Source organism: Pseudomonas sp. SMV7, from assembly GCF_052041995.1.
GTDB lineage: Bacteria > Pseudomonadota > Gammaproteobacteria > Pseudomonadales > Pseudomonadaceae > Aquipseudomonas.
The window spans coordinates 86,644-105,399 of record NZ_JBKGGT010000020.1 but is presented as its reverse complement, the minus strand read 5'-3'; the positions used below and the strand labels follow the sequence as shown (position 1 = coordinate 105,399).

At 65.4% G+C, this 18,756-nt stretch carries 20 protein-coding genes; 10 read left to right on the top strand and 10 right to left on the bottom strand.

Translation table 11 applies throughout. From position 1 onward, the window contains the following. Positions 1–44 precede the first annotated feature (44 nt). The 4 genes from scpB to ACLEJP_RS21385 all read right to left on the bottom strand — a co-directional run bounded on the left by scpB (position 45) and on the right by ACLEJP_RS21385 (position 3,156). The gene (gene scpB, locus ACLEJP_RS21400) at positions 45–815 is read right to left on the bottom strand and encodes an SMC-Scp complex subunit ScpB (RefSeq protein WP_440809620.1); all 771 of its coding nucleotides are present in this window, start codon (positions 813–815) and stop codon (positions 45–47) included. Next, positions 802–1,527 (bottom strand): segregation and condensation protein A, encoded by a 726-nt coding sequence (locus ACLEJP_RS21395; protein WP_440809628.1) that lies wholly within the window; start codon positions 1,525–1,527, stop codon positions 802–804. Before ACLEJP_RS21395 ends, scpB begins: the two co-directional genes overlap by 14 nt. 125 nt (positions 1,528–1,652) lie before the next feature. Further along, positions 1,653–2,282 (bottom strand): L-threonylcarbamoyladenylate synthase, encoded by a 630-nt coding sequence (locus ACLEJP_RS21390; protein ID WP_440809617.1) that lies wholly within the window; start codon positions 2,280–2,282, stop codon positions 1,653–1,655. Positions 2,283–2,295: 13 nt separating this feature from the next. Next, positions 2,296–3,156, bottom strand: a complete 861-nt coding sequence (locus ACLEJP_RS21385) for a PHP domain-containing protein (RefSeq protein WP_440809615.1) — start codon at positions 3,154–3,156, stop codon at positions 2,296–2,298. 67 nt (positions 3,157–3,223) lie between these two features. On the opposite strand from ACLEJP_RS21385, the gene ACLEJP_RS21380 reads away from it, so the two are divergent. The 5 genes from ACLEJP_RS21380 to ACLEJP_RS21360 all read left to right on the top strand — a co-directional run bounded on the left by ACLEJP_RS21380 (position 3,224) and on the right by ACLEJP_RS21360 (position 6,917). Beyond that, the gene (locus ACLEJP_RS21380; protein ID WP_440809613.1) at positions 3,224–3,817 is read left to right on the top strand and encodes a septation protein A; all 594 of its coding nucleotides are present in this window, start codon (positions 3,224–3,226) and stop codon (positions 3,815–3,817) included. A 1-nt stretch (position 3,818) separates the two neighbouring features. Next, positions 3,819–4,118, top strand: coding sequence for a YciI family protein (locus ACLEJP_RS21375; RefSeq protein WP_280044910.1), 300 nt, complete (start codon positions 3,819–3,821; stop codon positions 4,116–4,118). 205 nt (positions 4,119–4,323) lie between these two features. Next, positions 4,324–5,001, top strand: coding sequence for a response regulator transcription factor (locus ACLEJP_RS21370; RefSeq protein WP_225778741.1), 678 nt, complete (start codon positions 4,324–4,326; stop codon positions 4,999–5,001). A gap of 101 nt (positions 5,002–5,102) precedes the next feature. Next, positions 5,103–5,519 (top strand): Spy/CpxP family protein refolding chaperone, encoded by a 417-nt coding sequence (locus ACLEJP_RS21365; protein ID WP_440809610.1) that lies wholly within the window; start codon positions 5,103–5,105, stop codon positions 5,517–5,519. 57 nt (positions 5,520–5,576) lie between these two features. Next, the gene (locus ACLEJP_RS21360; RefSeq protein ID WP_440809608.1) at positions 5,577–6,917 is read left to right on the top strand and encodes an ATP-binding protein; all 1,341 of its coding nucleotides are present in this window, start codon (positions 5,577–5,579) and stop codon (positions 6,915–6,917) included. A 146-nt stretch (positions 6,918–7,063) separates the two neighbouring features. Here ACLEJP_RS21360 and ACLEJP_RS21355 read toward each other — a convergent pair whose 3' ends face one another. Continuing rightward, positions 7,064–7,621, bottom strand: coding sequence for an NAD(P)H nitroreductase (locus ACLEJP_RS21355; RefSeq protein ID WP_440809605.1), 558 nt, complete (start codon positions 7,619–7,621; stop codon positions 7,064–7,066). 102 nt (positions 7,622–7,723) lie between these two features. Here ACLEJP_RS21355 and ACLEJP_RS21350 point away from each other — a divergent pair, with 102 nt between their 5' ends. Further along, entirely contained in the window at positions 7,724–9,178 is a 1,455-nt protein-coding gene (locus ACLEJP_RS21350) for a TrkH family potassium uptake protein (RefSeq protein WP_440809602.1), read from the top strand. On the opposite strand, the gene ACLEJP_RS21345 is transcribed toward ACLEJP_RS21350, so the two are convergent. Further along, positions 9,135–10,196, bottom strand: coding sequence for an AraC family transcriptional regulator (locus ACLEJP_RS21345; RefSeq protein ID WP_440809600.1), 1,062 nt, complete (start codon positions 10,194–10,196; stop codon positions 9,135–9,137). The genes ACLEJP_RS21350 and ACLEJP_RS21345 overlap by 44 nt on opposite strands. A gap of 143 nt (positions 10,197–10,339) precedes the next feature. Between ACLEJP_RS21345 and ACLEJP_RS21340 the strand changes: the two genes are divergently transcribed. Next, on the top strand, positions 10,340–10,651 hold the full coding sequence (locus ACLEJP_RS21340; protein ID WP_440809597.1) for an Mpo1-like protein: 312 nt from the start codon (positions 10,340–10,342) through the stop codon (positions 10,649–10,651). Positions 10,652–10,670: 19 nt separating this feature from the next. Here the strand turns inward: ACLEJP_RS21340 and ACLEJP_RS21335 are convergent, their stop codons facing one another. Then, positions 10,671–11,483: a UDP-2,3-diacylglucosamine diphosphatase gene (locus ACLEJP_RS21335; RefSeq protein WP_440809596.1), complete on the bottom strand. Its 813-nt coding sequence runs from the start codon at positions 11,481–11,483 to the stop codon at positions 10,671–10,673. 128 nt (positions 11,484–11,611) lie between these two features. Between ACLEJP_RS21335 and ACLEJP_RS21330 the strand changes: the two genes are divergently transcribed. After that, positions 11,612–12,382 carry an AraC family transcriptional regulator gene (locus tag ACLEJP_RS21330; protein ID WP_440809595.1) on the top strand — a complete coding sequence of 257 codons (771 nt, stop codon included), beginning with the start codon at positions 11,612–11,614 and terminating at the stop codon, positions 12,380–12,382. 116 nt (positions 12,383–12,498) lie between these two features. Continuing rightward, complete coding sequence (locus ACLEJP_RS21325) at positions 12,499–13,389, top strand: DMT family transporter (protein ID WP_440809592.1); 891 nt, start codon at positions 12,499–12,501, stop codon at positions 13,387–13,389. On the opposite strand, the gene ACLEJP_RS21320 is transcribed toward ACLEJP_RS21325, so the two are convergent. Next, the gene (locus ACLEJP_RS21320) at positions 13,390–13,671 is read right to left on the bottom strand and encodes a SelT/SelW/SelH family protein (protein WP_003259082.1); all 282 of its coding nucleotides are present in this window, start codon (positions 13,669–13,671) and stop codon (positions 13,390–13,392) included. It lies immediately after the preceding gene. A 67-nt stretch (positions 13,672–13,738) separates the two neighbouring features. On the opposite strand from ACLEJP_RS21320, the gene ACLEJP_RS21315 reads away from it, so the two are divergent. Continuing rightward, complete coding sequence (locus ACLEJP_RS21315) at positions 13,739–15,925, top strand: patatin-like phospholipase family protein (RefSeq protein ID WP_440809588.1); 2,187 nt, start codon at positions 13,739–13,741, stop codon at positions 15,923–15,925. Positions 15,926–15,958: 33 nt separating this feature from the next. Here the strand turns inward: ACLEJP_RS21315 and ACLEJP_RS21310 are convergent, their stop codons facing one another. After that, positions 15,959–16,396 (bottom strand): MarR family transcriptional regulator, encoded by a 438-nt coding sequence (locus ACLEJP_RS21310; RefSeq protein WP_087502739.1) that lies wholly within the window; start codon positions 16,394–16,396, stop codon positions 15,959–15,961. Positions 16,397–16,546: 150 nt separating this feature from the next. Continuing rightward, entirely contained in the window at positions 16,547–18,694 is a 2,148-nt protein-coding gene (recQ, locus tag ACLEJP_RS21305) for a DNA helicase RecQ (RefSeq protein ID WP_440809585.1), read from the bottom strand. Positions 18,695–18,756 lie beyond the last annotated feature (62 nt).

Genomic DNA, 18,756 nt, shown 5'->3' with positions numbered 1-18,756 from the left:
GGGGGTGGTGCGAAAAAAAGGGTCCGGTACAGGCAACAAAGAAATCAGGGCAGTGACTTGCCCTCTTCTTCCACCGAGGCCTCAGCCTCTTCCTCGCGCAAATCATCGAAGTCAGTCTTCAACCCTTCTTCCATGGCATCCAGCTCCACCAGCAGGCTACGGAAACTGGTCTCCTCCTTCGGCTCGGCAACTTCCTCTTCTGCGCCAAGGCTGGCATCGGCCAACGCCTGCAGGTGCGCCGGCACCGGCGCATCATCCGGGTCGAGCAGCGGCTCGGGTTGCATTTCCCGCAGCTCGGCCAGGGCCGGCAGCTCGTCCAGGCTCTTCAGGTTGAAATGATCGAGAAAGCCCTTGGTGGTGGCGAACATCGCCGGCCGCCCGGGCACCTCGCGGTAACCGACCACGCGAATCCACTCGCGCTCCATGAGGGTCTTGATGATGTTGCTGTTCACCGCCACGCCACGCACATCCTCGATCTCGCCACGGGTGATCGGCTGGCGGTAGGCGATCAAGGCCAAGGTTTCCAGCAGCGCGCGCGAATAACGCTGCGGGCGCTCTTCCCACAGGCGCCCGACCCAGGGGGCAAAATCTTCGCGAATCTGCAGGCGGTAACCGCTGGCCACTTCCTTGAGTTCGAAGGCACGGCCAGCGCACGATGCGCCCAGCAGCTCCAGGGCCTGCCTGAAGACCTTGGGCTCTGGCCGCTCGGCCTCTTCGAACAGCTCGTACAGGCGCTCCAGCGATTGCGGCTTGCCGGAAGCCAGCAGGAAGGCCTCGATCAGTGACGCCAGGTCACGGGGTTCATTCAGGTTCATCAAGTTCTTCTACAAGCGCCGGGCGAAGCCGCACGTGGATGGCGGCGAAGGGTTCATTCTGCACCAGTTCGACCAGCGATTCCTTCACCAGCTCAAGGATCGCCATGAAGGTGACCACCACGCCGAGCTTGCCCTCCTCGGCAGCAAACAGCTCGACGAACGGCACGAAGCCGCCGCCTTTCAGGCGCTCCAGCACCAGGCTCATGCGCTCCCGGGTGGACAGGGTCTCGCGGGTGATCTGGTGGCTCTCGAACAGGTCGTTGCGGCGCATCACCTCGGCCATGGACACCAGCAGCTCTTCCAGGCTGACCTGGGGCAGCAGCTTGCGTACCTTGGCCTGCGGTGCCTCCAGGCGTGGCACCACGACCTCGCGGCCAACCCGAGGCAACCCATCGATGCCTTCGGCGGCAGCCTTGAAGCGCTCGTACTCCTGCAGGCGGCGGATCAGTTCGGCGCGCGGGTCGCCCTCCTCTTCCTCGACATCGGCCGAGCGCGGCAGCAGCATGCGCGACTTGATCTCGGCGAGCATGGCGGCCATCACCAGGTATTCGGCCGCCAGCTCCAGACGCACGCTTTTCATCAGTTCCACATAGCCCATGTACTGGCGGGTGATTTCCGCCACCGGGATGTCGAGGATGTCGATGTTCTGCTTGCGGATCAGGTACAGCAACAGGTCCAGCGGGCCTTCGAAGGCTTCGAGGATGACTTCCAGCGCGTCCGGCGGGATGTACAGGTCCAGCGGCAGCTCGGTCAGGGCTTCGCCATACACCAGCGCCAGTTGCAGTTGCCGCGGCGCCTCGGCCAGTTCGGGCGGGGCCTCGGGTGTTGCTACCTGGCTCACGCGTTGACCAGGAACGGTGTGGGGTCGCCGCAGCCTTCGCGGATCAGCTCCGGCTCGTCACCGGACAGGTCGATGATGGTCGAGGCCTTGAGGTCGCCAAAACCGCCGTCGATCACCAGGTCGACATGATGCTCCAGGCGCTCACGAATCTCGTAGGGGTCGGTCATCGGCTCGTCGTCACCCGGCAGGATCAGGCTCACGCTCATCAGCGGCTCGCCCAGCTCGGCAAGCAAGGCCAGGGTGATGGCATGGTCGGGCACGCGCAGGCCGATGGTTCGGCGCTTTTCGTGCAGCAGCAGGCGCGGCACTTCGCGGGTGCCATTGAGAATGAAGGTATAAGGCCCCGGCACATGCGCCTTGAGCAGGCGGAAGGTACCGGTATCGACCTTGGCATACAGCCCCAGCTGCGACATGTCACAGCACATCAGGGTGAAATTGTGGGTCTTGTCCAGGCCGCGCAGGCGCCGCACCCGTTCGATCGCCGTCTTGTCGCCGATCTGGCAGCCCAGGGCGTAGGCCGAGTCGGTCGGATACACCACCACGCCGCCCTTGCGGATGATCTCCACCGCCTGGCGGATCAGCCGCGGCTGCGGGTTCTCCGGATGAATCTGGAAAAATTGGCTCACGTAGTCGTCCTGTTCATACCGCCAAAGGCTGTTCATGGCTGAATCGGCGCCACAGAGGTGGCAGGTCCTCGGGCAAAGGCCGGTAGGCACCGATCTCGCCCCAGGTGCCGGGGCCGTGGAAGTCACTGCCAGCGCTTGCCAGCAGGCCGAACTCACGGGTGAGGATGGACATCGTGCCCACCTGCTCGGCCGGCATCATCCCGTTGACCACCTCAAGTGCCTGCCCGCCTGCCTGAATATAGTCGGCAATCAGCCTTCTGCGCTTGCTGCGGGTCAGGTCGTAGTGCATGGGATGCGCCAGGCTCACCCAAGCGTTGGACTGGCGCAGGGTGGCAACGGTTTCATCGAGGCTCGGCCAATGCTGCTTGACATCGCCCAGCTTGCCGGCGCCCAGCCACTTGCGAAACGCCTCGCCGCGGTCCTTGACGTGCCCGGCGCGCACCAGGTATTCGGCAAAATGCGGGCGTGCCGGGGCGTTGCCACTGTCACCCAGTTCGTGCTGCACGGCGCGGGCGCCTTCGAGGGCGCCGGGCATGCCCTTGGCCGCCAGCCGTTTGTCGATTTCTTCGGCGCGCAGCCAGCGGCCACGGTGCAGCGCTTCGATCGCCGCCAGCAACGGCGGCGCGTCGAGCGGGAAATCATAGCCCAGCACATGGATGGTCGCGCCGCCCCAGGTGCACGACAGCTCTACCCCGCTGACCCAGTGCATGCCCTTGTCGTGGCAGGCCTGGCGCGCCTCGGGCAGGCCCTCGATCGTGTCATGGTCGGTCAGTGCCAGCGTTTGCACCCCGTGCTCATGGGCCCGGGCGACCAGTGCCGAGGGCGACAGGGCGCCGTCGGAGGCCGTGCTGTGACAGTGCAGATCAACATTCATGGAGGAGCGCTTTCGCTGGAATCGATGTTTGTTATTATGCCGTCACATCCCGATTCTGGCTGCCATTGTGAAACAATTCATCGATTTCATTCCGCTGTTGCTGTTCTTCATCGTCTACAAGCTCGACCCGCGCCCGATGGAAGTCGCCGGCCACAGCTTCGAATTCGGCGGGATCTACAGCGCCACGGCCATGCTCATCATCAGCTCGCTGGTGGTCTACGGCGCGCTGTTCCTGCGTCAGCGCAAGCTGGAGAAGGGCCAGTGGCTGACCTTGGTGGCGTGCCTGGTGTTCGGCGGCCTGACCTTGACCTTCCACAGCGAAACCTTCCTCAAGTGGAAGGCGCCGGTGGTGAACTGGCTGTTCGCCCTGGGCTTCGCCGGCAGCCACTTCATCGGCGACCGGGTGCTGATCAAGCGCATCATGGGCCATGCCCTGAGCCTGCCCGACCTCATCTGGACCCGCCTGAACCTGGCCTGGATCGGTTTCTTCCTGTTCTGCGGCGCGGCCAACCTGTTCGTCGCCTTCACCTTCCAGGACTTCTGGGTCGACTTCAAGGTGTTCGGCAGCCTGGGCATGACCGTGATGTTCCTGGTGGCGCAAGGCATATACCTGTCGCGCCACCTGCACGACGACCCTTCTACCTCCAAACCCAAGGATTGACATGCTCTACGCCATCATCGCCAGCGACGTCGCAAACTCCCTGGAAAAACGCCTGGCTGCCCGCCCGGCGCACATCGAGCGCCTGCAGCAACTGAAGGCCGAAGGCCGCGTGGTGCTGGCCGGCCCGCACCCGGCCATCGACAGCAATGACCCGGGCGAAGCGGGTTTCAGCGGCAGCCTGATCGTTGCCGAGTTCGACTCCCTGGCGGCGGCGCAGGCCTGGGCCGATGCCGATCCGTACATTGCGGCCGGCGTGTACGAAAAGGTCGTGGTCAAGCCGTTCAAGCAAGTACTGCCCTGATCTGAGACCGCGTCGGCTTCTTCGCGGGCTTGCCCGCTCCTACAGGTAAACCACAAGCCTCAGGCACTGTGGTGCCCCTGTGGGAGCAGGCAAGCCCGCGAAGAAGGCCACGCGGTACTGGCCGTTATACGATTGCCATCAGTCTGCGGTATCTTTGCCACTGGCGGGCCGAATAGTCGCCGTCAATGGTTGAATTGAGTGAGTCATGAGCGAGCTGTTACTGATTGATGATGACCAGGAACTGTGCGAGCTGCTCGGCAGCTGGCTGACCCAGGAAGGGTTCACCGTGCGTGCCTGCCACGATGGCAAGAGCGCCCGCCAGGCCCTGGCCACGCATGCCCCGGCGGCGGTGGTGCTGGATGTGATGCTGCCCGATGGCAGTGGCCTGGAACTGCTCAAGCAGTTGCGCAGCGAGCATGCCGAGTTGCCAGTGGTGATGCTTTCGGCCCGCGGCGAACCGCTGGACCGCATCCTCGGCCTGGAACTGGGCGCCGACGATTACCTGGCCAAACCGTGCGACCCACGTGAACTCACTGCCCGCCTGCGCGCCGTGCTGCGCCGCAGCCACCCTGCCGCCACCAGCAGCCAGGTGGAGCTGGGCGACTTGGTCTACAGCCCCGCCCGTGGCGTGGCCAGCATCGATGGCCGCGAAATGACCCTGACCCTGTCCGAGAGCCGCATTCTCGAAGCCCTGCTGCGCCAACCGGGCGAGCCGCTGGACAAGCAGGAACTGGCGCAGATCGGCCTGGGCCGCAAACTGACCCTGTACGACCGCAGCCTGGACATGCACGTCAGCAACCTGCGCAAGAAGATCGGCCCGCACGCCGATGGCCGCCCGCGCATCGTGGCCCTGCGCAGCCGCGGCTATTACTACTGCCTCTGACCCTCTTTACCGAGCCTTTACCCTCCGCTGACGGCGCTTGACGGTGCTCTCCCTAGACTGTGCTCATCCGGTAGACACCGGCCCATGAAAGGAGAGACACCATGCGCAAGACCCTTATCGCCCTGATGTTCGCCGCTGCCCTGCCGACCGTGGCCATGGCCATGCCTGAAGGCGGCCCGCGCCACGACGGCCCACATCATCGCGGTGACGCGCCGTTCCACCAGCTGGACCTGAGCCGTGACCAGCGCCAGCAGATCGGCAAGCTGATGGGCGAACAGATGAAGCAGCGCCGCGAGATCACCGAACGCTACCTGTCCAAGCTGCCGGCGGCCGACCAGAAGGCCATGCAGGACGAGCTGAAGGCCAGCCACGACAAGACCGACAGTGCGGTCCGCGCCCTGCTCAAGCCGGAGCAGCAGAAGCAGTTCGACGAACTGCAGAAGGAGCGCGCTGCCCGTAAAGCCGAGTGGCAGGAGTTCCAGGCCTGGAAAGCTGAAAAAGGCAGCAAGGCCCAGTAAGCTGACCAGCTTGTGCCCGGCCCGCCGATAGCGGGCCGGGTTTTTCCCGTTTAGGAGGTGCACTTGCGTTCACTGTTCTGGCGCGTCCTGGCCAGTTTCTGGCTGGCCATCGCCCTGGTCGCGGGCCTGTCGATCCTGCTGGGCCACATGCTCAACCAGGATGCCTGGATCCTGAGTCGCCACCCGGGCCTGAATACCTTGGCCAGCCAGTGGGCCAGGCACTACGAGCAGGAAGGCCTGGCTGCGGCACAGCAGTTCCTGGAACGGCGCAAAGAGCGCTTCAAGATCGACGTGCAAGTGCTCGATGACAGCGGCGAAGCCGTCGTGCCCGGCACCTTCCCGCGCCGCGCGGCAGCTTTCGAGGCGCGCCAGCACAACGACCAGCGGCGCCTGCCCTGGCGCCGGCTGACCGAGGAATACACCAGCCCCGACACCGGCGAGACCTACCTGCTGATCTACCGAATCCCTCACCCGGCGCTGGATGCCTGGCACCGCGAAAGCCTGCTATGGCCGCTCAGCGCCCTGGGGATCGCGCTGGTGGTGCTGACCCTGTTCAGCCTGTTGGTGACGCTGTCCATCACCCGCCCGCTCAGCCGCCTGCGCAGCGCCGTGCACGACCTGGGCCAGACCACCTACCAGCAGAACAGCCTGGCGCAACTGGCGGCACGGCGCGACGAATTCGGCGTGCTGGCCAAGGACTTCAACAAGATGGGCGCACGCCTGCAAAGCACCATCGGCAGCCAGCGCCAGTTGTTGCGTGATGTGTCCCATGAACTGCGTTCACCACTGGCAAGGCTGCGCATCGCCCTGGCCTTGGCCGAGCGCGCCGAACCTGCGCAGCGCGAAACGCTGTGGCCGCGCCTGGCTCGCGAATGCGACCGCCTGGAAGACCTGATCAGCGAAATCCTTACCCTGGCGCGGGTCGATGCCGAACAGGCCCATGCCGAGCCGGTCGACCTCAATGCCGTGCTCGGCAGCGTGCGCAAGGATGCACAGCTCAGTGCGCCGGAGCAGGACGTGCGCCTGGAGGCGCAGCCGGGGTTGACCTTGCAGGGTTGGCCAACGCTGATCGAGCGCGCGGTGGACAACCTGCTGCGCAATGCCCTGCGCTTCAACCCGGTGGGCCAGCCGATCGAAATCAGCGCCGTGCGCGAGCAGCAGCGCATCGTGGTGAGCGTGCGCGACCATGGGCCCGGGGCGGCAGCCGAGCATCTGCAACAGCTCGGTGAGCCGTTCTTCCGCGCGCCGGGGCAGGAAGCGCCGGGGCATGGGCTGGGGTTGGCGATTGCACGCAAGGCGGCGGAGCGTCATGGCGGCAGCCTGGTGCTCGACAATCATCCACAGGGAGGCTTTGTGGCCAGGCTGGAGTTGCCTGTAGCTGAAGTGACGGGTAGTTGATTGATGTAAATGCTGCAGGCCTCTTCGCGGGCTCGCCCGCTCCCACAGGTACTACACAGGCCCTGAAGGCAGTGTTGTACCTGTGGGAGCGGGCGAGCCCGCGAAAGGGCCGGATGCCTTGATACGGCAATCAGCCCAAGGCTGCGTTATTCGCCCCAGGCGCTGACGAAATCTGCGGTGTCCAGGACCGGCGCCGTACGCGGCTCGGTCAGCGGCGTACCGACATACAGGTAGCCAATCAGCTCTTCGTTCGCGGCCAGCCCCAGGCCCTGGTGCACATGGGCATCGTAGGCCATGTCACCGGTCCGCCATACCGCCCCGACCCCTTGCGCATGCGCGGCAATCAGGATGCCATGCGCCGCACAGCCCGCCGCCAGGCGCTGCTCGGAACCAGGCACCTTGAAGTGATCCTGCACGCGGGCAATCACCACGATCAGCAACGGCGCCCGCAGCGGCATGGCGCGGGCCTTGTCCAGTGCAGCCTGGCTGGCATCGCCCTTGTGCTGCAGTGCTTCGGCGAACAGCTCGCCCAGTTTCTCGCGGCCCTGGCCTTCGATGGTCAGGAACCGCCAAGGCCGCAGCTGGCCGTGGTCCGGGGCACGCAATGCAGCCTGGAACAGCGCTTCACGCTGGGCGGCATTGGGCGCCGGGTCGGTCAGGCGTGGCACGGAAACACGGTTGAGCAATGCGTCGAGAGCCTCCATCGGCTACCCTCCTGGCAGGTGAATGTGGCGCCATTCTAGCGTTTACATCACCAGACCCATAGGTAGAATGGCGCCCTTCCGTTTCGAGTCAGAGCAGATCACATGGCGTTGCCGACCTTAAGGATCATTGGTTTCATCATCGGCATCTTCCTGATTACCCTCGCTGTCAGCATGGCCGTACCCATGGCGACCCTGGTGATCTTCGAACGCACCGGCGACATGCCGTCGTTCCTCTGGTCAAGCCTGATCACCTTTCTTGCCGGCCTGGCCCTGGTGGTCCAGGGCCGCCCCGAGCATGTGCACCTGCGCCCGCGCGACATGTACCTGCTGACGGTCAGCAGCTGGCTGGTGGTGTGCGTGTTCGCCGCCCTGCCCTTCCTGCTGACCCAGCACATCAGCTACACCGACGCCTTCTTCGAAAGCATGTCGGGCATCACCGCTACCGGCGCTACCGTGCTCAGCGGGCTCGACAGCATGTCACCGGGCATCCTGATGTGGCGCTCGATGCTGCACTGGCTTGGCGGCATCGGCTTCATCGGCATGGCGGTAGCGATCCTGCCGCTGTTGCGCATCGGTGGCATGCGCCTGTTCCAGACCGAATCGTCCGACCGCTCGGAGAAGGTCATGCCACGCTCGCACATGGTCGCCAAGTCGATCGTGGGGGTGTACGTCGGTTTCTCGATCCTCGGCGCGCTGGCCTTCTGGTGGGCCGGCATGAGCCCCTTCGATGCGATCAACCACGCCATGTCGGCAATTTCCACCGGCGGTTTTTCCACCTCCGACCAGTCGCTGGCGAAATGGGACATCCCCGCCGTGCACTGGGTCGCGGTGGTAGTGATGATCCTCGGTAGCCTGCCCTTCACGCTGTATGTCGCGACCCTGCGTGGCAACCGCAAGGCGCTGCTTCGCGACCAGCAGGTACAGGGCCTGCTCGGCATGCTGCTGGTCACCTGGCTGGTACTTGGCACCTGGTACTGGGCCACCACCCAGATGCACTGGCTCGACGCCCTGCGCCACGTGGCCCTGAATGTGACCTCGGTGGTCACCACCACCGGCTTCGCCCTGGGCGACTACAGCCTGTGGGGCAACTTCTCGTTGATGCTGTTCTTCTACCTGGGCTTCGTCGGGGGCTGCTCCGGCTCGACCGCGGGCGGCATCAAGATCTTCCGCTTCCAGGTCGCCTACATCCTGCTCAAGGCCAGCCTCAACCAGCTGATCCACCCGCGCGCGGTGATCAAGCAGAAGTACAACGGCCACCGCCTCGACGAAGAGATCGTGCGTTCGATCCTGACCTTCTCGTTCTTCTTCGCCATTACCATCTGCGTGATGGCACTGCTGCTGTCGTTGCTTGGCGTGGACTGGATGACTGCCCTGACCGGTGCTGCCGGCACGGTCTCCGGTGTAGGCCCGGGCCTGGGCGAGGTGATCGGCCCGTCAGGCAACTATGCCAGCCTGCCGGACGCAGCCAAGTGGATCCTCTCCAGCGGCATGCTGCTCGGCCGCCTGGAGATCATCACCGTGCTAGTGCTGTGTATGCCAGCGTTCTGGCGTCACTGAGCCCCGTGGCCGTGGCGCCCAGGCGGGCACGGTACTCGCTGGGCGTGGTATCGAACCAGCGGCGGAACGCCCGGTAGAAGTTGCTGGGGTCGGCGAAACCCAGCAGGTAGGCGGTTTCCAGCAGGGTCATGCCCGGTTGGGCCAGGTACTGTTCGGCCAGTTCGCGACGGGTGTCGTCGAGCAATGCCTGGAAACTGGTGCCTTCTTCCTGCAAGCGCCGCTGCAAGGTGCGCTGCGACAGGTGCAGGGCCTGGGCCAGGGTTTCGCGCTTGGGCTCGCCTTGCGGCAGAATGCGGCACAGCACCTGGCGTACCCGGTGGGTTACCCGGGTTTCGGAAAAGCGCGCCAGGTACTCCCCGGCAAAACGGTCGTGCAGCACCGCCATGGCTTCATTGGCGGTGGGCAACGGCGCCTCCATGTCGGCCCGCTCGAACAGCAGCGCATCGTGCGCCGCAGCGAACACCAGCGGGGCATGAAACGCCGCCTTGTAAGGCTCGACATGCCTGGGTGGCGGGCCCTGCAGCAGCACCCGGCGCGGCTGCACCGGCCGGCCGCTGAGCCATGAGCACAATGCCAGCCCGCAGGCCAGTGACGCTTCGGCACTGTGCCGGGTCGGCGGCAGATGGTCGCCGTGCACGGTGAGGATCAGCGAGTAACCTTCGGGGTCGGCGACGAAGCTCAGGTCGCAACTTTCGGCAATGATGCGCTGGTAACGTACCAGGCGCTCGAAACCCTCGGCCAGGGTGCGGCTGGACATCAACGCATAGCCCGCCACATGGAACGATGCCGGGCGCACCACCCGCGCCATGTTCAGACCAATGGCCTCGTTGCCCGACAGCTCCTCTGCCAGTTGCCACAGGCGGGTCATGGCGTCCTGCGGGAAGCGCGCATCAGGGTCATCCAGGGCCGTGAAGTCCAGCCCCAGCTGCTTGAACATGGCCCGGCAGTCCAGCCCTTCCAGCTCGAGTGCCTTCACGATCCCGGTTGCCCAGCTGGCTGACGTGGTTCTTTCGCTCATGACAGTGCCGACCGCTCCTGCGGTGAACCCCAAGGATACTCGATTGGCGCCCATTGTCACTGGAAGGCGCCGCCTGTCACTCTAGACTCGATTCAGGCTCCACGCCGTGCATCTTGTCCAAAAGTACCTGCCGGAGCAGTGCCATGAACCGCACAGCGCAGTTTCGCAGTTTCGCCGAGTTCTATCCGTACTACCTGGGGGAGCACGGCAACCCCACTTGCCGCCGCCTGCACTTTGTCGGTACCAGCCTGGTGATTGCCCTGCTGGCCTACACCATCGGCAGTGGCAAATGGGCCCTGCTGCTGGCGCTGCCGGTGTTCGGCTACGGCTTTGCCTGGGTCGGGCACTTCTTTTTCGAAAAGAACCGGCCTGCGACCTTCACCCACCCGCTGTACAGCCTGGCCGGGGACTTCGTGATGTTCAGGGATATCCTGCTGGGCAAGATCAGCCTGTAGCTTTGCGGGGGCCTCAGCCTTACGCCGGCTCCCGCAACGCTTCAGCCTGGCGGGCTTCGCGCGCCTGCGCTTCGGCCAACCGGTACAGCTCGATCGTGCCATCCCAATGCTCGATCAGCGCCGTACACGACTCCACCCAATCCCCGCAGTTGAGGTACTCCACCTCCCCCACCCGGCGAATCTCGGCATGGTGGATATGCCCACACACCACGCCATGAAAACCACGACGGGTGCACTCGTGGGCAATGGCATCCTCGAAGTCGCTGATGAAGTTCACTGCGCCTTTCACCTTGTGCTTGAGGTACGCCGACAGTGACCAATAGCCGTAACCATAGCGGGCACGCCAATGGTTGAGCCAGCGGTTGAGCACCAGGGTGAACTCGTAGGCCCGATCGCCGAGAAACGCCAGCCAGCGGTGATAACGGGTAATCACATCGAACTGGTCGCCATGGATCACCAGCAGTCGACGGCCATCGGCGGTCAGGTGCTCGGCCTCGTCCACCAGCTGGATATTGCCCAGCATCAGCCTGGAATAACGGCGCAGGAATTCGTCATGGTTGCCGGTGACGTAGACCACTTCGGTACCGCGCTTGCTCATGGTCAGCAGGCAGCGCAGCACATTGGTGTGGGCCTGCGGCCAGTAGATCCCGCTGCGCAGTTTCCAGCCATCGATGATATCGCCCACCAGGTAGATGCGGTCGGCCTGGTAGCCCTTGAGGAATTGCGCCAGGTGTTCGGCCTGGCAATCACGGGTACCCAGGTGCACATCGGAAATCCACAGGGTACGCACGCGCTGCTTGCGCGAGGGACGGGACAGTTCGGCATGGGTCATGGGCAGGCTCCGGCGCAGTTTGCTGGAGCCTGGCAGGCATGGATGACAGTGCCATGGCGAAACCGTGACGAGTGATGGGCTGCCGGGAATCGGGCACAATGCGGGTCTGCCCCGCCAGGACGTTTCCCATGACCGGCCCGATCCTCTCGTTGCGCCATTACCGCCACAGCCTGATCGCCCACAGCCACGAACACCCGCAGTTGGTGTTCGGCCTGCGCGGCCGCCTGGAGTTCGAAGTCCAGGGGCGTGGCGCCGGGATCGATCGCCAGGGGCTGGTCGTGGTACCGGCAGGCGCTCATCACATCTGCGCCAGCGATCACGGCAGCGATTGCCTGGTGCTGGATGTGCCCGGGGAGCGCTGGTTGCGCGAGCAACTGGGTGAGCATGCCGATGCCAGCCGCCGGCTGCTGGAGCGTCCCGCCGCCCTGGGCCTGAACGAGCGCCAGCAACAGCTGGTGGACTGGCTGGCGGCCAGCCCGGTGCACGATCCGCTGGTTGCCCGGCAAGGCGCCGCGCTGCTACTGGCCAGCCTCAACCCCACGGCGGCTGCCAGCAGCGGTGCTTGCCAGCGGCTGCCGTATGCGGCGTTCGATGCACATATCGAGGAGCATGCCGCTTACCCGTTGCAGGTCGCCGACCTGGCGCGCATCGCCGGGTTGTCCAGTGCTCGCCTGCACGCACGCTTTACTGCCGAATGCGGCATGACGCCAATGGACTACATCCGCCAGCGCCGCTTGCTCAAGGCGCGGCGGCTGATAGTGCAGACCTTGCTGCCGATGGGGGAGATCGCGGCGCAGGTGGGGTACAGCTCGCAGAGCGCGTTTTCGGCGGCGATGTTGCGGGCATTCGGCTGCTCGCCTTTGGCGTTGCGGCGAGAGGCTGGCGACAACGCACACTAGTCTTGCGACAGAACGTGTTGGCCTGAACCTTTACACTTTGCCTGTGCCGGCCTCTTCCGGGTAAGCCCCGCGAAGAGGCCGTTACTGCCAGCAGAGATCTTCAGCAAGGACCCCTCATGAACCACCGCACCGCCCTCGGCGCCCTGCACATTGGCGCGCTGTTCTTCGGCCTGACCGGCGTCTTCGGCAAGCTGGCCGCCAGCGCCAGCCCGGCGATCATCGTGTTCGGCCGCGCCGCCTTCGCCGTGCTCGCCCTGGCCCTGTTCGCCAGCCTGAGCGGCCCGGGCTGGCAACGCCTGAGCGGCCAGGATGTCCGCCGCCTGCTGCTTGGCGGCGTGCTGCTGGCGGGCCACTGGGTCAGCTTTTTCATCGCCGTGAAAGTCGGTGGCGTGGCCATTGCCACCCTCGGTTTTGCCAGCTTCCCGGCTTTTACCGTGATTCTCGAGGGCCTGCTGTTCCGCGAACGGATCCGCCGCAACGAAGCCATGCTGGTGCTGCTGGTAAGCATCGGCCTGATGCTGGTCACCCCGGCATTCGACCTGGCCAGCCAGGCCACCGCTGGCCTGCTCTGGGCGCTGCTGTCGGGGCTGCTGTTCGCCTTGCTGTCGCTCACCAACCGCGCCGGCTCCGGCCGCCTGCCGGCGGTGCAGGCGGCGTTGTGGCAGAACCTGGTGGTGGGCCTGTGCCTGCTGCCGTTCGCCGCACCAGGCCTGGCCGAGGTAGCCAGCCGGGACTGGCTGTGGATCGCCCTGCTCGGCATCTTCTGCACCGGCGTGGCGCACAGCCTGTTCGTCGCCAGCCTGGCGGTGATCAAGGCGCGCACCGCCGCCGTGGTGTTCGGCATGGAGCCGGTCTACGGCATTGCGGTGGCCTGGGTGGTGTTCGCCGAAACCCCGACCCTGCGCATGCTGCTGGGCGGCGCGCTGATCATTCTCGCCATCGTGCTGTCCAGCCGCCTGGCTGCCGAGCAGGCCCCGCGGCAACAGCCTGCCGCCGAGGGCAGCTGATCAGCGGTCGTTGTGCCCCAGGTCACGCTGCGGGTCGATCTGGTCACGCACCCGTTGCTTCAGTACCTTGGCCTCGGGGAAGCCGCCATCGGCCTTGCGCTCCCAGATCTGCACGCCATTGCAGGTGATGCGGAAGATGCCCCCGGTGCCCGGCTCCAACGCCACCCGCCCGAGGTCATCGGCAAAGGTGCTGAGCAGTTCCTGGGCCAGCCAGGCGGCACGCAGCAGCCACTGGCACTGGGTGCAATAGGTGATCACGATTTCAGGTTTGCTGTCGGCCATGGTGAAACGTCTCCAGGTGAGTGGCCGCTTATACTAGCGGTCTTTAGCCCACGGTTTGAGACTCACGATGCGCCGCCTGCTGTTCTGTTTCCTGCTCGCCCTCACCTCGCTCACGGCCTTTGCCAGCGAACCGGCCAGGCCCAAGGTCGGCCTGGTGCTGTCGGGCGGCGCAGCCCGCGGCCTGGCCCACATCGGTGTGCTCAAGGCGCTTGAACAGCAAGGCGTGCGCATCGACGCCATCGCCGGCACCAGCATGGGCGCGGTGATCGGCGGCCTGTACGCCTCGGGCTACAGTGTCGAAGAGCTGGAAAAGCTCGCCACCACCCTCGACTGGCAACAGGCGCTGTCCGATGCCCCGCCACGCAAGGACGTGCCGTTCCGGCGCAAGCAGGACGACCGCGACTTCCTGGTGAAGCAGAAACTCAGCTTTCGCGACGATGGCAGCCTGGGCCTGCCACTGGGCGTGATCCAGGGCCAGAACCTGTCCTTGCTGCTGGAAAGCAAGCTGGCGCACACCGCCGACACCCGTGACTTCGACAAGCTGCCGATTCCTTTCCGGGCAGTGGCAACCGACATCGCCAGTGGCGAGAAAGTGGTGTTCAGCCATGGCCACCTGCCCCAGGTGATCCGCGCCAGCATGTCGATCCCGGCGGTGTTCGCCCCGGTCGAGCTAGATGGCCGGCTGCTGGTGGACGGCGGCATGGTCGACAACATTCCCGTGGACGTGGCCCGCGAAATGGGCGTTGACCTGGCCATCGTGGTCGACATCGGCACCCCGCTGCGTGACCGCAAGCAACTGGCCACGGTGGTCGACGTGCTCAACCAGTCGATCACCCTGATGACCCGGCGCAACTCGGACGAGCAGCTGGCCAGCCTGCACCGCGACGACATTCTCATCCAGCCGCCGCTGGCCGCCTTCGGTGTCACCGACTTCGGCCGCGCCCGGGAGATGATCGACGCCGGCTACCGTGCAACCCGCCTGCTCGATGCTCGCCTCGCCGCCCTGCGCCAGCCCGAGGCCGACAGCAGCCTGGCGGTAGCCCGCTCGCCACGCCAGCGCACCCCGGTGATTACCGCAATCCGGATCGAGAACGACTCCAAGGTCAGCGACGACGTCATCCGTTCGTACATCCGCCAGCCAATCGATGCGCCGCTGGAGCTGGACCGCCTGCAGACCGACATGGGCACGCTGTATGGCCTGGACTACTTCGACCGGGTGCAATATCGCGTGGTACACAAGGGCGACGACAACACCCTGGTGATCAACGCCCGCGGCCGACGCGGTGGCACCGACTACCTGCGCCTGGGCCTCAACCTGTCGGACGACCTGCGCGGCGACAGCGCCTTCAACCTGGGTGCCAGCTACCGGGTCAACGGCATCAACAGCCTCGGCGCCGAATGGCTGACCCGTGGCCAGATCGGCGACCAGCAGGAACTCTATAGCGAGTTCTATCAGCCGCTGGACGTGGGTTCGCGCTATTTCATCGCGCCGTACCTGGACTTCAACTCGCAGAACATCGAAGCGACCCTGGACAACGACCCCGTCGCCGAGTACCGCCTGGAGCGTTACGGCTTTGGCCTGAACGTAGGGCGGCAGATCGGTACCAACGGTGAAGTGCGCCTGGGCGTGGGCAAGGCCTGGGGCGAGGCCGAGGTGCGCATCGGCGACCAGGACCTGCCCAAGGTCAGTTTCAACGAAGGCTTCTACGAGCTGAAATACTCGTTCGACACCCTCGACAACGTGTACTTCCCGCACCGCGGCGAGGACATTGGCCTGACCTTGCGCAAGTACGACAAGTCGCTGGACTCCGACCAGGATTACCGACAGTGGATGTTCAACCTGGACAAAGCCATCAGCAGCGGGCCGAACACCTTCGTGCTGGGCGGGCGCTACGGGCGCACGCTGGATGCCACCGAAGTGGTCACGTCAAGCTTCGTACTGGGAGGGGCAAGGGAGCTGTCAGGGTTCCGCCAGGACTCGGTGTCAGGGCAGAACATGAGCCTGCTGCGCGTGGTCTATTATCGCCGCCTGACACCACGGGCCTACCTGCCGCTGGACTTCCCTTTGTACCTCGGCGGGTCGCTGGAACGTGGGCGGGCGTGGAACAACGACAACGCCTTCGACAGTGGCTACATCAACGCGGCAAGCATCTTCCTGGGGCTGGAGACGCCGTTGGGGCCATTGAATTTCACCTATGGCGCCAACAGCGCGCATGAGCAGGCGGTGTACCTGAACCTGGGGCATACGTTCTGAATTGCCGGGGCCGCAAAGCGGCCCCAAGGCCCCTCAGGATTTCTCCAGGTTGGCCAGGATCCGCGCATGCACCCGCATGCACACCTGCAGGTCGGCCTCGTCCACCCCGGTGAACAACTCCACCCGCAGCTGGTTGGCAATGGTCTCGATCTGGTCGATCAGCGGCTTGGCCGGCGGGCACAGCACGATCTTCTTCGCCCGCCGGTCTTCCAGCACCGCCTGCCGGCGCACCAGCCCCTGTGCTTCCAGGCTGTCGAGCAGGCGCGCCAGGGTCGGGCCTTCGACACCCACGCTCTGGGCCAGCTCGCGCTGGGTCGGGGCGTCTTCGAAACGGGCCAGGTGCAGCAACACCAGCCAGCGCGCCTGGGACAGGTTGAGCCCGGCCAGGCGGCGGTCCAGCTCGGCACGCCAGCCCCGGGACATCTGGGCCAGCTGCATGCCGAAGCGGTGTTGGTTGTCGGTCAGTGGCATAGGCAACTCATTGAACAGATCTAATTATTAGGCAGCTAACCATGGCCCGCCCCACGAGGCAAGGCTCGGGCCCTGGTGAAAGTCCGATTATCGTCAAAAAACATGACCAAGGTCAGCAGATGGCAGCGTTGCCGTCGAGCCGGGTGCCGGTCACAGCTCGAACTCGGCTGCCAGCGCCGCCCGTACGCAATACAGCACGCCTTCTGGCACACGGCCGCCGAACAACGGCGCGATGGCCGATACCGGGGGCAGCTCGCCCTCGCCATCGAGGAAGGCATCCTGCACTTCCATCAACAGGTCTTCCGGCAGGTCCAGCGCCTGCTCCAGGCTCAATTCCTGACGGCCCAGCGCCTCGGCCAGCAGGCTGTAGACGTTCTTCTCGCTGCAATTGAGCTGCCCGGCGATCTGCGCCGGGGTCATGCCGGCACGGGCCAGGCTGACCAGCTCGTGGCGCAGGTCGAGCACCACTTTCGGCGCCTCGGCGGTGCCGCCGCTGTTGTTCAGCACTTCGAGGAAGGCCTGCCCATAGCGCTCCAGCTTGCGCGCCCCCACGCCGCTGACCTGGGCCATGTCGCTGAGGCTGACCGGCTGGCTGCGCAGCATCTCCAGCAAGGTCGAATCGGGGAAGATGACGTAGGGCGGCACGCTGTGCTCTTCGGCCAGCTTGCGCCGCAAGGTGCGCAGCGCCTCCCACAGTTCGCGCTCTTCGGCACGCACCAGCTGGCTGGCCGGGCTGCCGCCGCCGGACGACGAGGCCCTGGCGCTGGTCTGCGGCTTGAGGTCGCGGCGCAGCTGCAAGGTCACCTCGCCACGCAGCAGCGGCCGGCAGCTGTCGGACAGGCGCAGGCCGCCATAGCCTTCCAGGTCGATATCGACCAGGCCACGCGCCACCAACTGACGGAACAGCGAACGCCACTCGACCTCGGCCAGGCCCTTGCCGACGCCAAACACCGAGAGTTTCTCGTGGCCGAAACTGCGTACCTTCTCGGTGTCCTTGCCCAGCAGCACGTCCACCAGGTGGCCGACGCCGTAGCGCTGGCCGGTGCGGAACACCGCCGACAGCGCCTGGCGGGCCGGCTCGGTGGCGTCCCAGGTCTGCACCTGGTCGACACAGTTGTCGCAGTGCCCGCAGGGCTGTTCAAGGACCTCGTCGAAATAGGCCAGCAGCGCCTGGCGCCGGCAGCGGGTTTCTTCGCACAGCGCCAGCATGGCGTCGAGCTTGTGCTGCTCGATGCGCTTGTGGCGTTCGTCACCCTCGGAGTTCTGCAGCATCTGCTTGAGCATCACCATGTCCTGCAGGCCGTAGGCCATCCAGGCATCGGACGGCAGGCCGTCACGCCCGGCCCGGCCAGTCTCCTGGTAGTACGCCTCCAGCGACTTGGGCAGGTCGAGGTGGGCGACGAAGCGCACGTTGGGCTTGTCGATGCCCATGCCGAAGGCAATGGTGGCGACCATGATCAGCCCTTCCTCGTTGAGGAACCGGTGCTGGTTGGCCGCGCGCGTCTCGGCAGGCAGGCCAGCGTGATAGGGCAACGCCGGGAAGCCCTGGTCGCAGAGGAAGGCGGCGGTTTCGTCGACCTTCTTGCGCGACAGGCAATAGACGATGCCGGCGTTGCCCCGACGCTCGCCGAGGAACGCCATCAACTGCTTGCGCGGCGCCTCCTTGGGCACGATGCGGTAGAAGATGTTGGGCCGGTCGAAGCTCGACAGGAAGCGCTCGGCCCCTTGCAGGTGCAGGCGCTGGACGATCTCTTCGCGGGTGCGCATGTCGGCGGTGGCGGTCAGGGCGATGCGCGGCACATGCGGGAACAGCTCGGCCAACTGGCCCAGTTGCAGGTACTCGGGGCGGAAGTCGTGCCCCCATTGCGACACGCAGTGGGCTTCGTCGATGGCGAACAGGGCGATGTCCAGGTCGCGCAGGAAATCGAGCATGCGTGGCTGCACCAGGCGCTCCGGCGCCAGGTACAGCATTTTCACTTCGCCACGACGCAGGCGCCCGGCCAGCTCACGCTGCTGCTCGGGCGTCAGCGTGGAGTTCAGGGCGGCGGCCGGCACGCCCAGTTCATCGAGCGTGGCAACCTGGTCGTCCATCAGCGCGATCAGCGGCGAGACCACCACCGTCAAGCCCGGACGCAGCAACCCCGGTACCTGGAAACACAAGGACTTGCCGCCGCCGGTGGGCATCAGCACCAGGGCATCGCCGCCATTGGCCACGCAGTCGATGATCGCTGCCTGGCGCCCGCGGAAACTGTCGTAGCCGAAGACGTCCTTGAGAACGCGCTGAGCCTGTTCGAGCATGTGCAACTCCACAAATCGCCGTACCATCCTGGACACAGGCTGGACGAAAAACCCGCCCCGCA

Excerpts from the sequence above, each read along its gene's own strand:
- ACLEJP_RS21345 (WP_440809600.1), bottom strand. The coding sequence starts at position 10,196 with ATGAGCGAAAGAACCACGTCAGCCAGCTGGGCAACCGGGATCGTGAAG.
- ACLEJP_RS21350 (WP_440809602.1), top strand. The coding sequence starts at position 7,724 with ATGGCGTTGCCGACCTTAAGGATCATTGGTTTCATCATCGGCATCTTC.
- ACLEJP_RS21315 (WP_440809588.1), top strand. The coding sequence starts at position 13,739 with ATGCGCCGCCTGCTGTTCTGTTTCCTGCTCGCCCTCACCTCGCTCACG.
- ACLEJP_RS21340 (WP_440809597.1), top strand. The coding sequence starts at position 10,340 with ATGAACCGCACAGCGCAGTTTCGCAGTTTCGCCGAGTTCTATCCGTAC.
- ACLEJP_RS21365 (WP_440809610.1), top strand. The coding sequence starts at position 5,103 with ATGCGCAAGACCCTTATCGCCCTGATGTTCGCCGCTGCCCTGCCGACC.
- ACLEJP_RS21355 (WP_440809605.1), bottom strand. The coding sequence starts at position 7,621 with ATGGAGGCTCTCGACGCATTGCTCAACCGTGTTTCCGTGCCACGCCTG.
- scpB (WP_440809620.1), bottom strand. The coding sequence starts at position 815 with ATGAACCTGAATGAACCCCGTGACCTGGCGTCACTGATCGAGGCCTTC.
- ACLEJP_RS21370 (WP_225778741.1), top strand. The coding sequence starts at position 4,324 with ATGAGCGAGCTGTTACTGATTGATGATGACCAGGAACTGTGCGAGCTG.
- ACLEJP_RS21330 (WP_440809595.1), top strand. The coding sequence starts at position 11,612 with ATGACCGGCCCGATCCTCTCGTTGCGCCATTACCGCCACAGCCTGATC.
- ACLEJP_RS21310 (WP_087502739.1), bottom strand. The coding sequence starts at position 16,396 with ATGCCACTGACCGACAACCAACACCGCTTCGGCATGCAGCTGGCCCAG.
- ACLEJP_RS21325 (WP_440809592.1), top strand. The coding sequence starts at position 12,499 with ATGAACCACCGCACCGCCCTCGGCGCCCTGCACATTGGCGCGCTGTTC.
- ACLEJP_RS21385 (WP_440809615.1), bottom strand. The coding sequence starts at position 3,156 with ATGAATGTTGATCTGCACTGTCACAGCACGGCCTCCGACGGCGCCCTG.
- ACLEJP_RS21335 (WP_440809596.1), bottom strand. The coding sequence starts at position 11,483 with ATGACCCATGCCGAACTGTCCCGTCCCTCGCGCAAGCAGCGCGTGCGT.
- recQ (WP_440809585.1), bottom strand. The coding sequence starts at position 18,694 with ATGCTCGAACAGGCTCAGCGCGTTCTCAAGGACGTCTTCGGCTACGAC.
- ACLEJP_RS21320 (WP_003259082.1), bottom strand. The coding sequence starts at position 13,671 with ATGGCCGACAGCAAACCTGAAATCGTGATCACCTATTGCACCCAGTGC.
- ACLEJP_RS21375 (WP_280044910.1), top strand. The coding sequence starts at position 3,819 with ATGCTCTACGCCATCATCGCCAGCGACGTCGCAAACTCCCTGGAAAAA.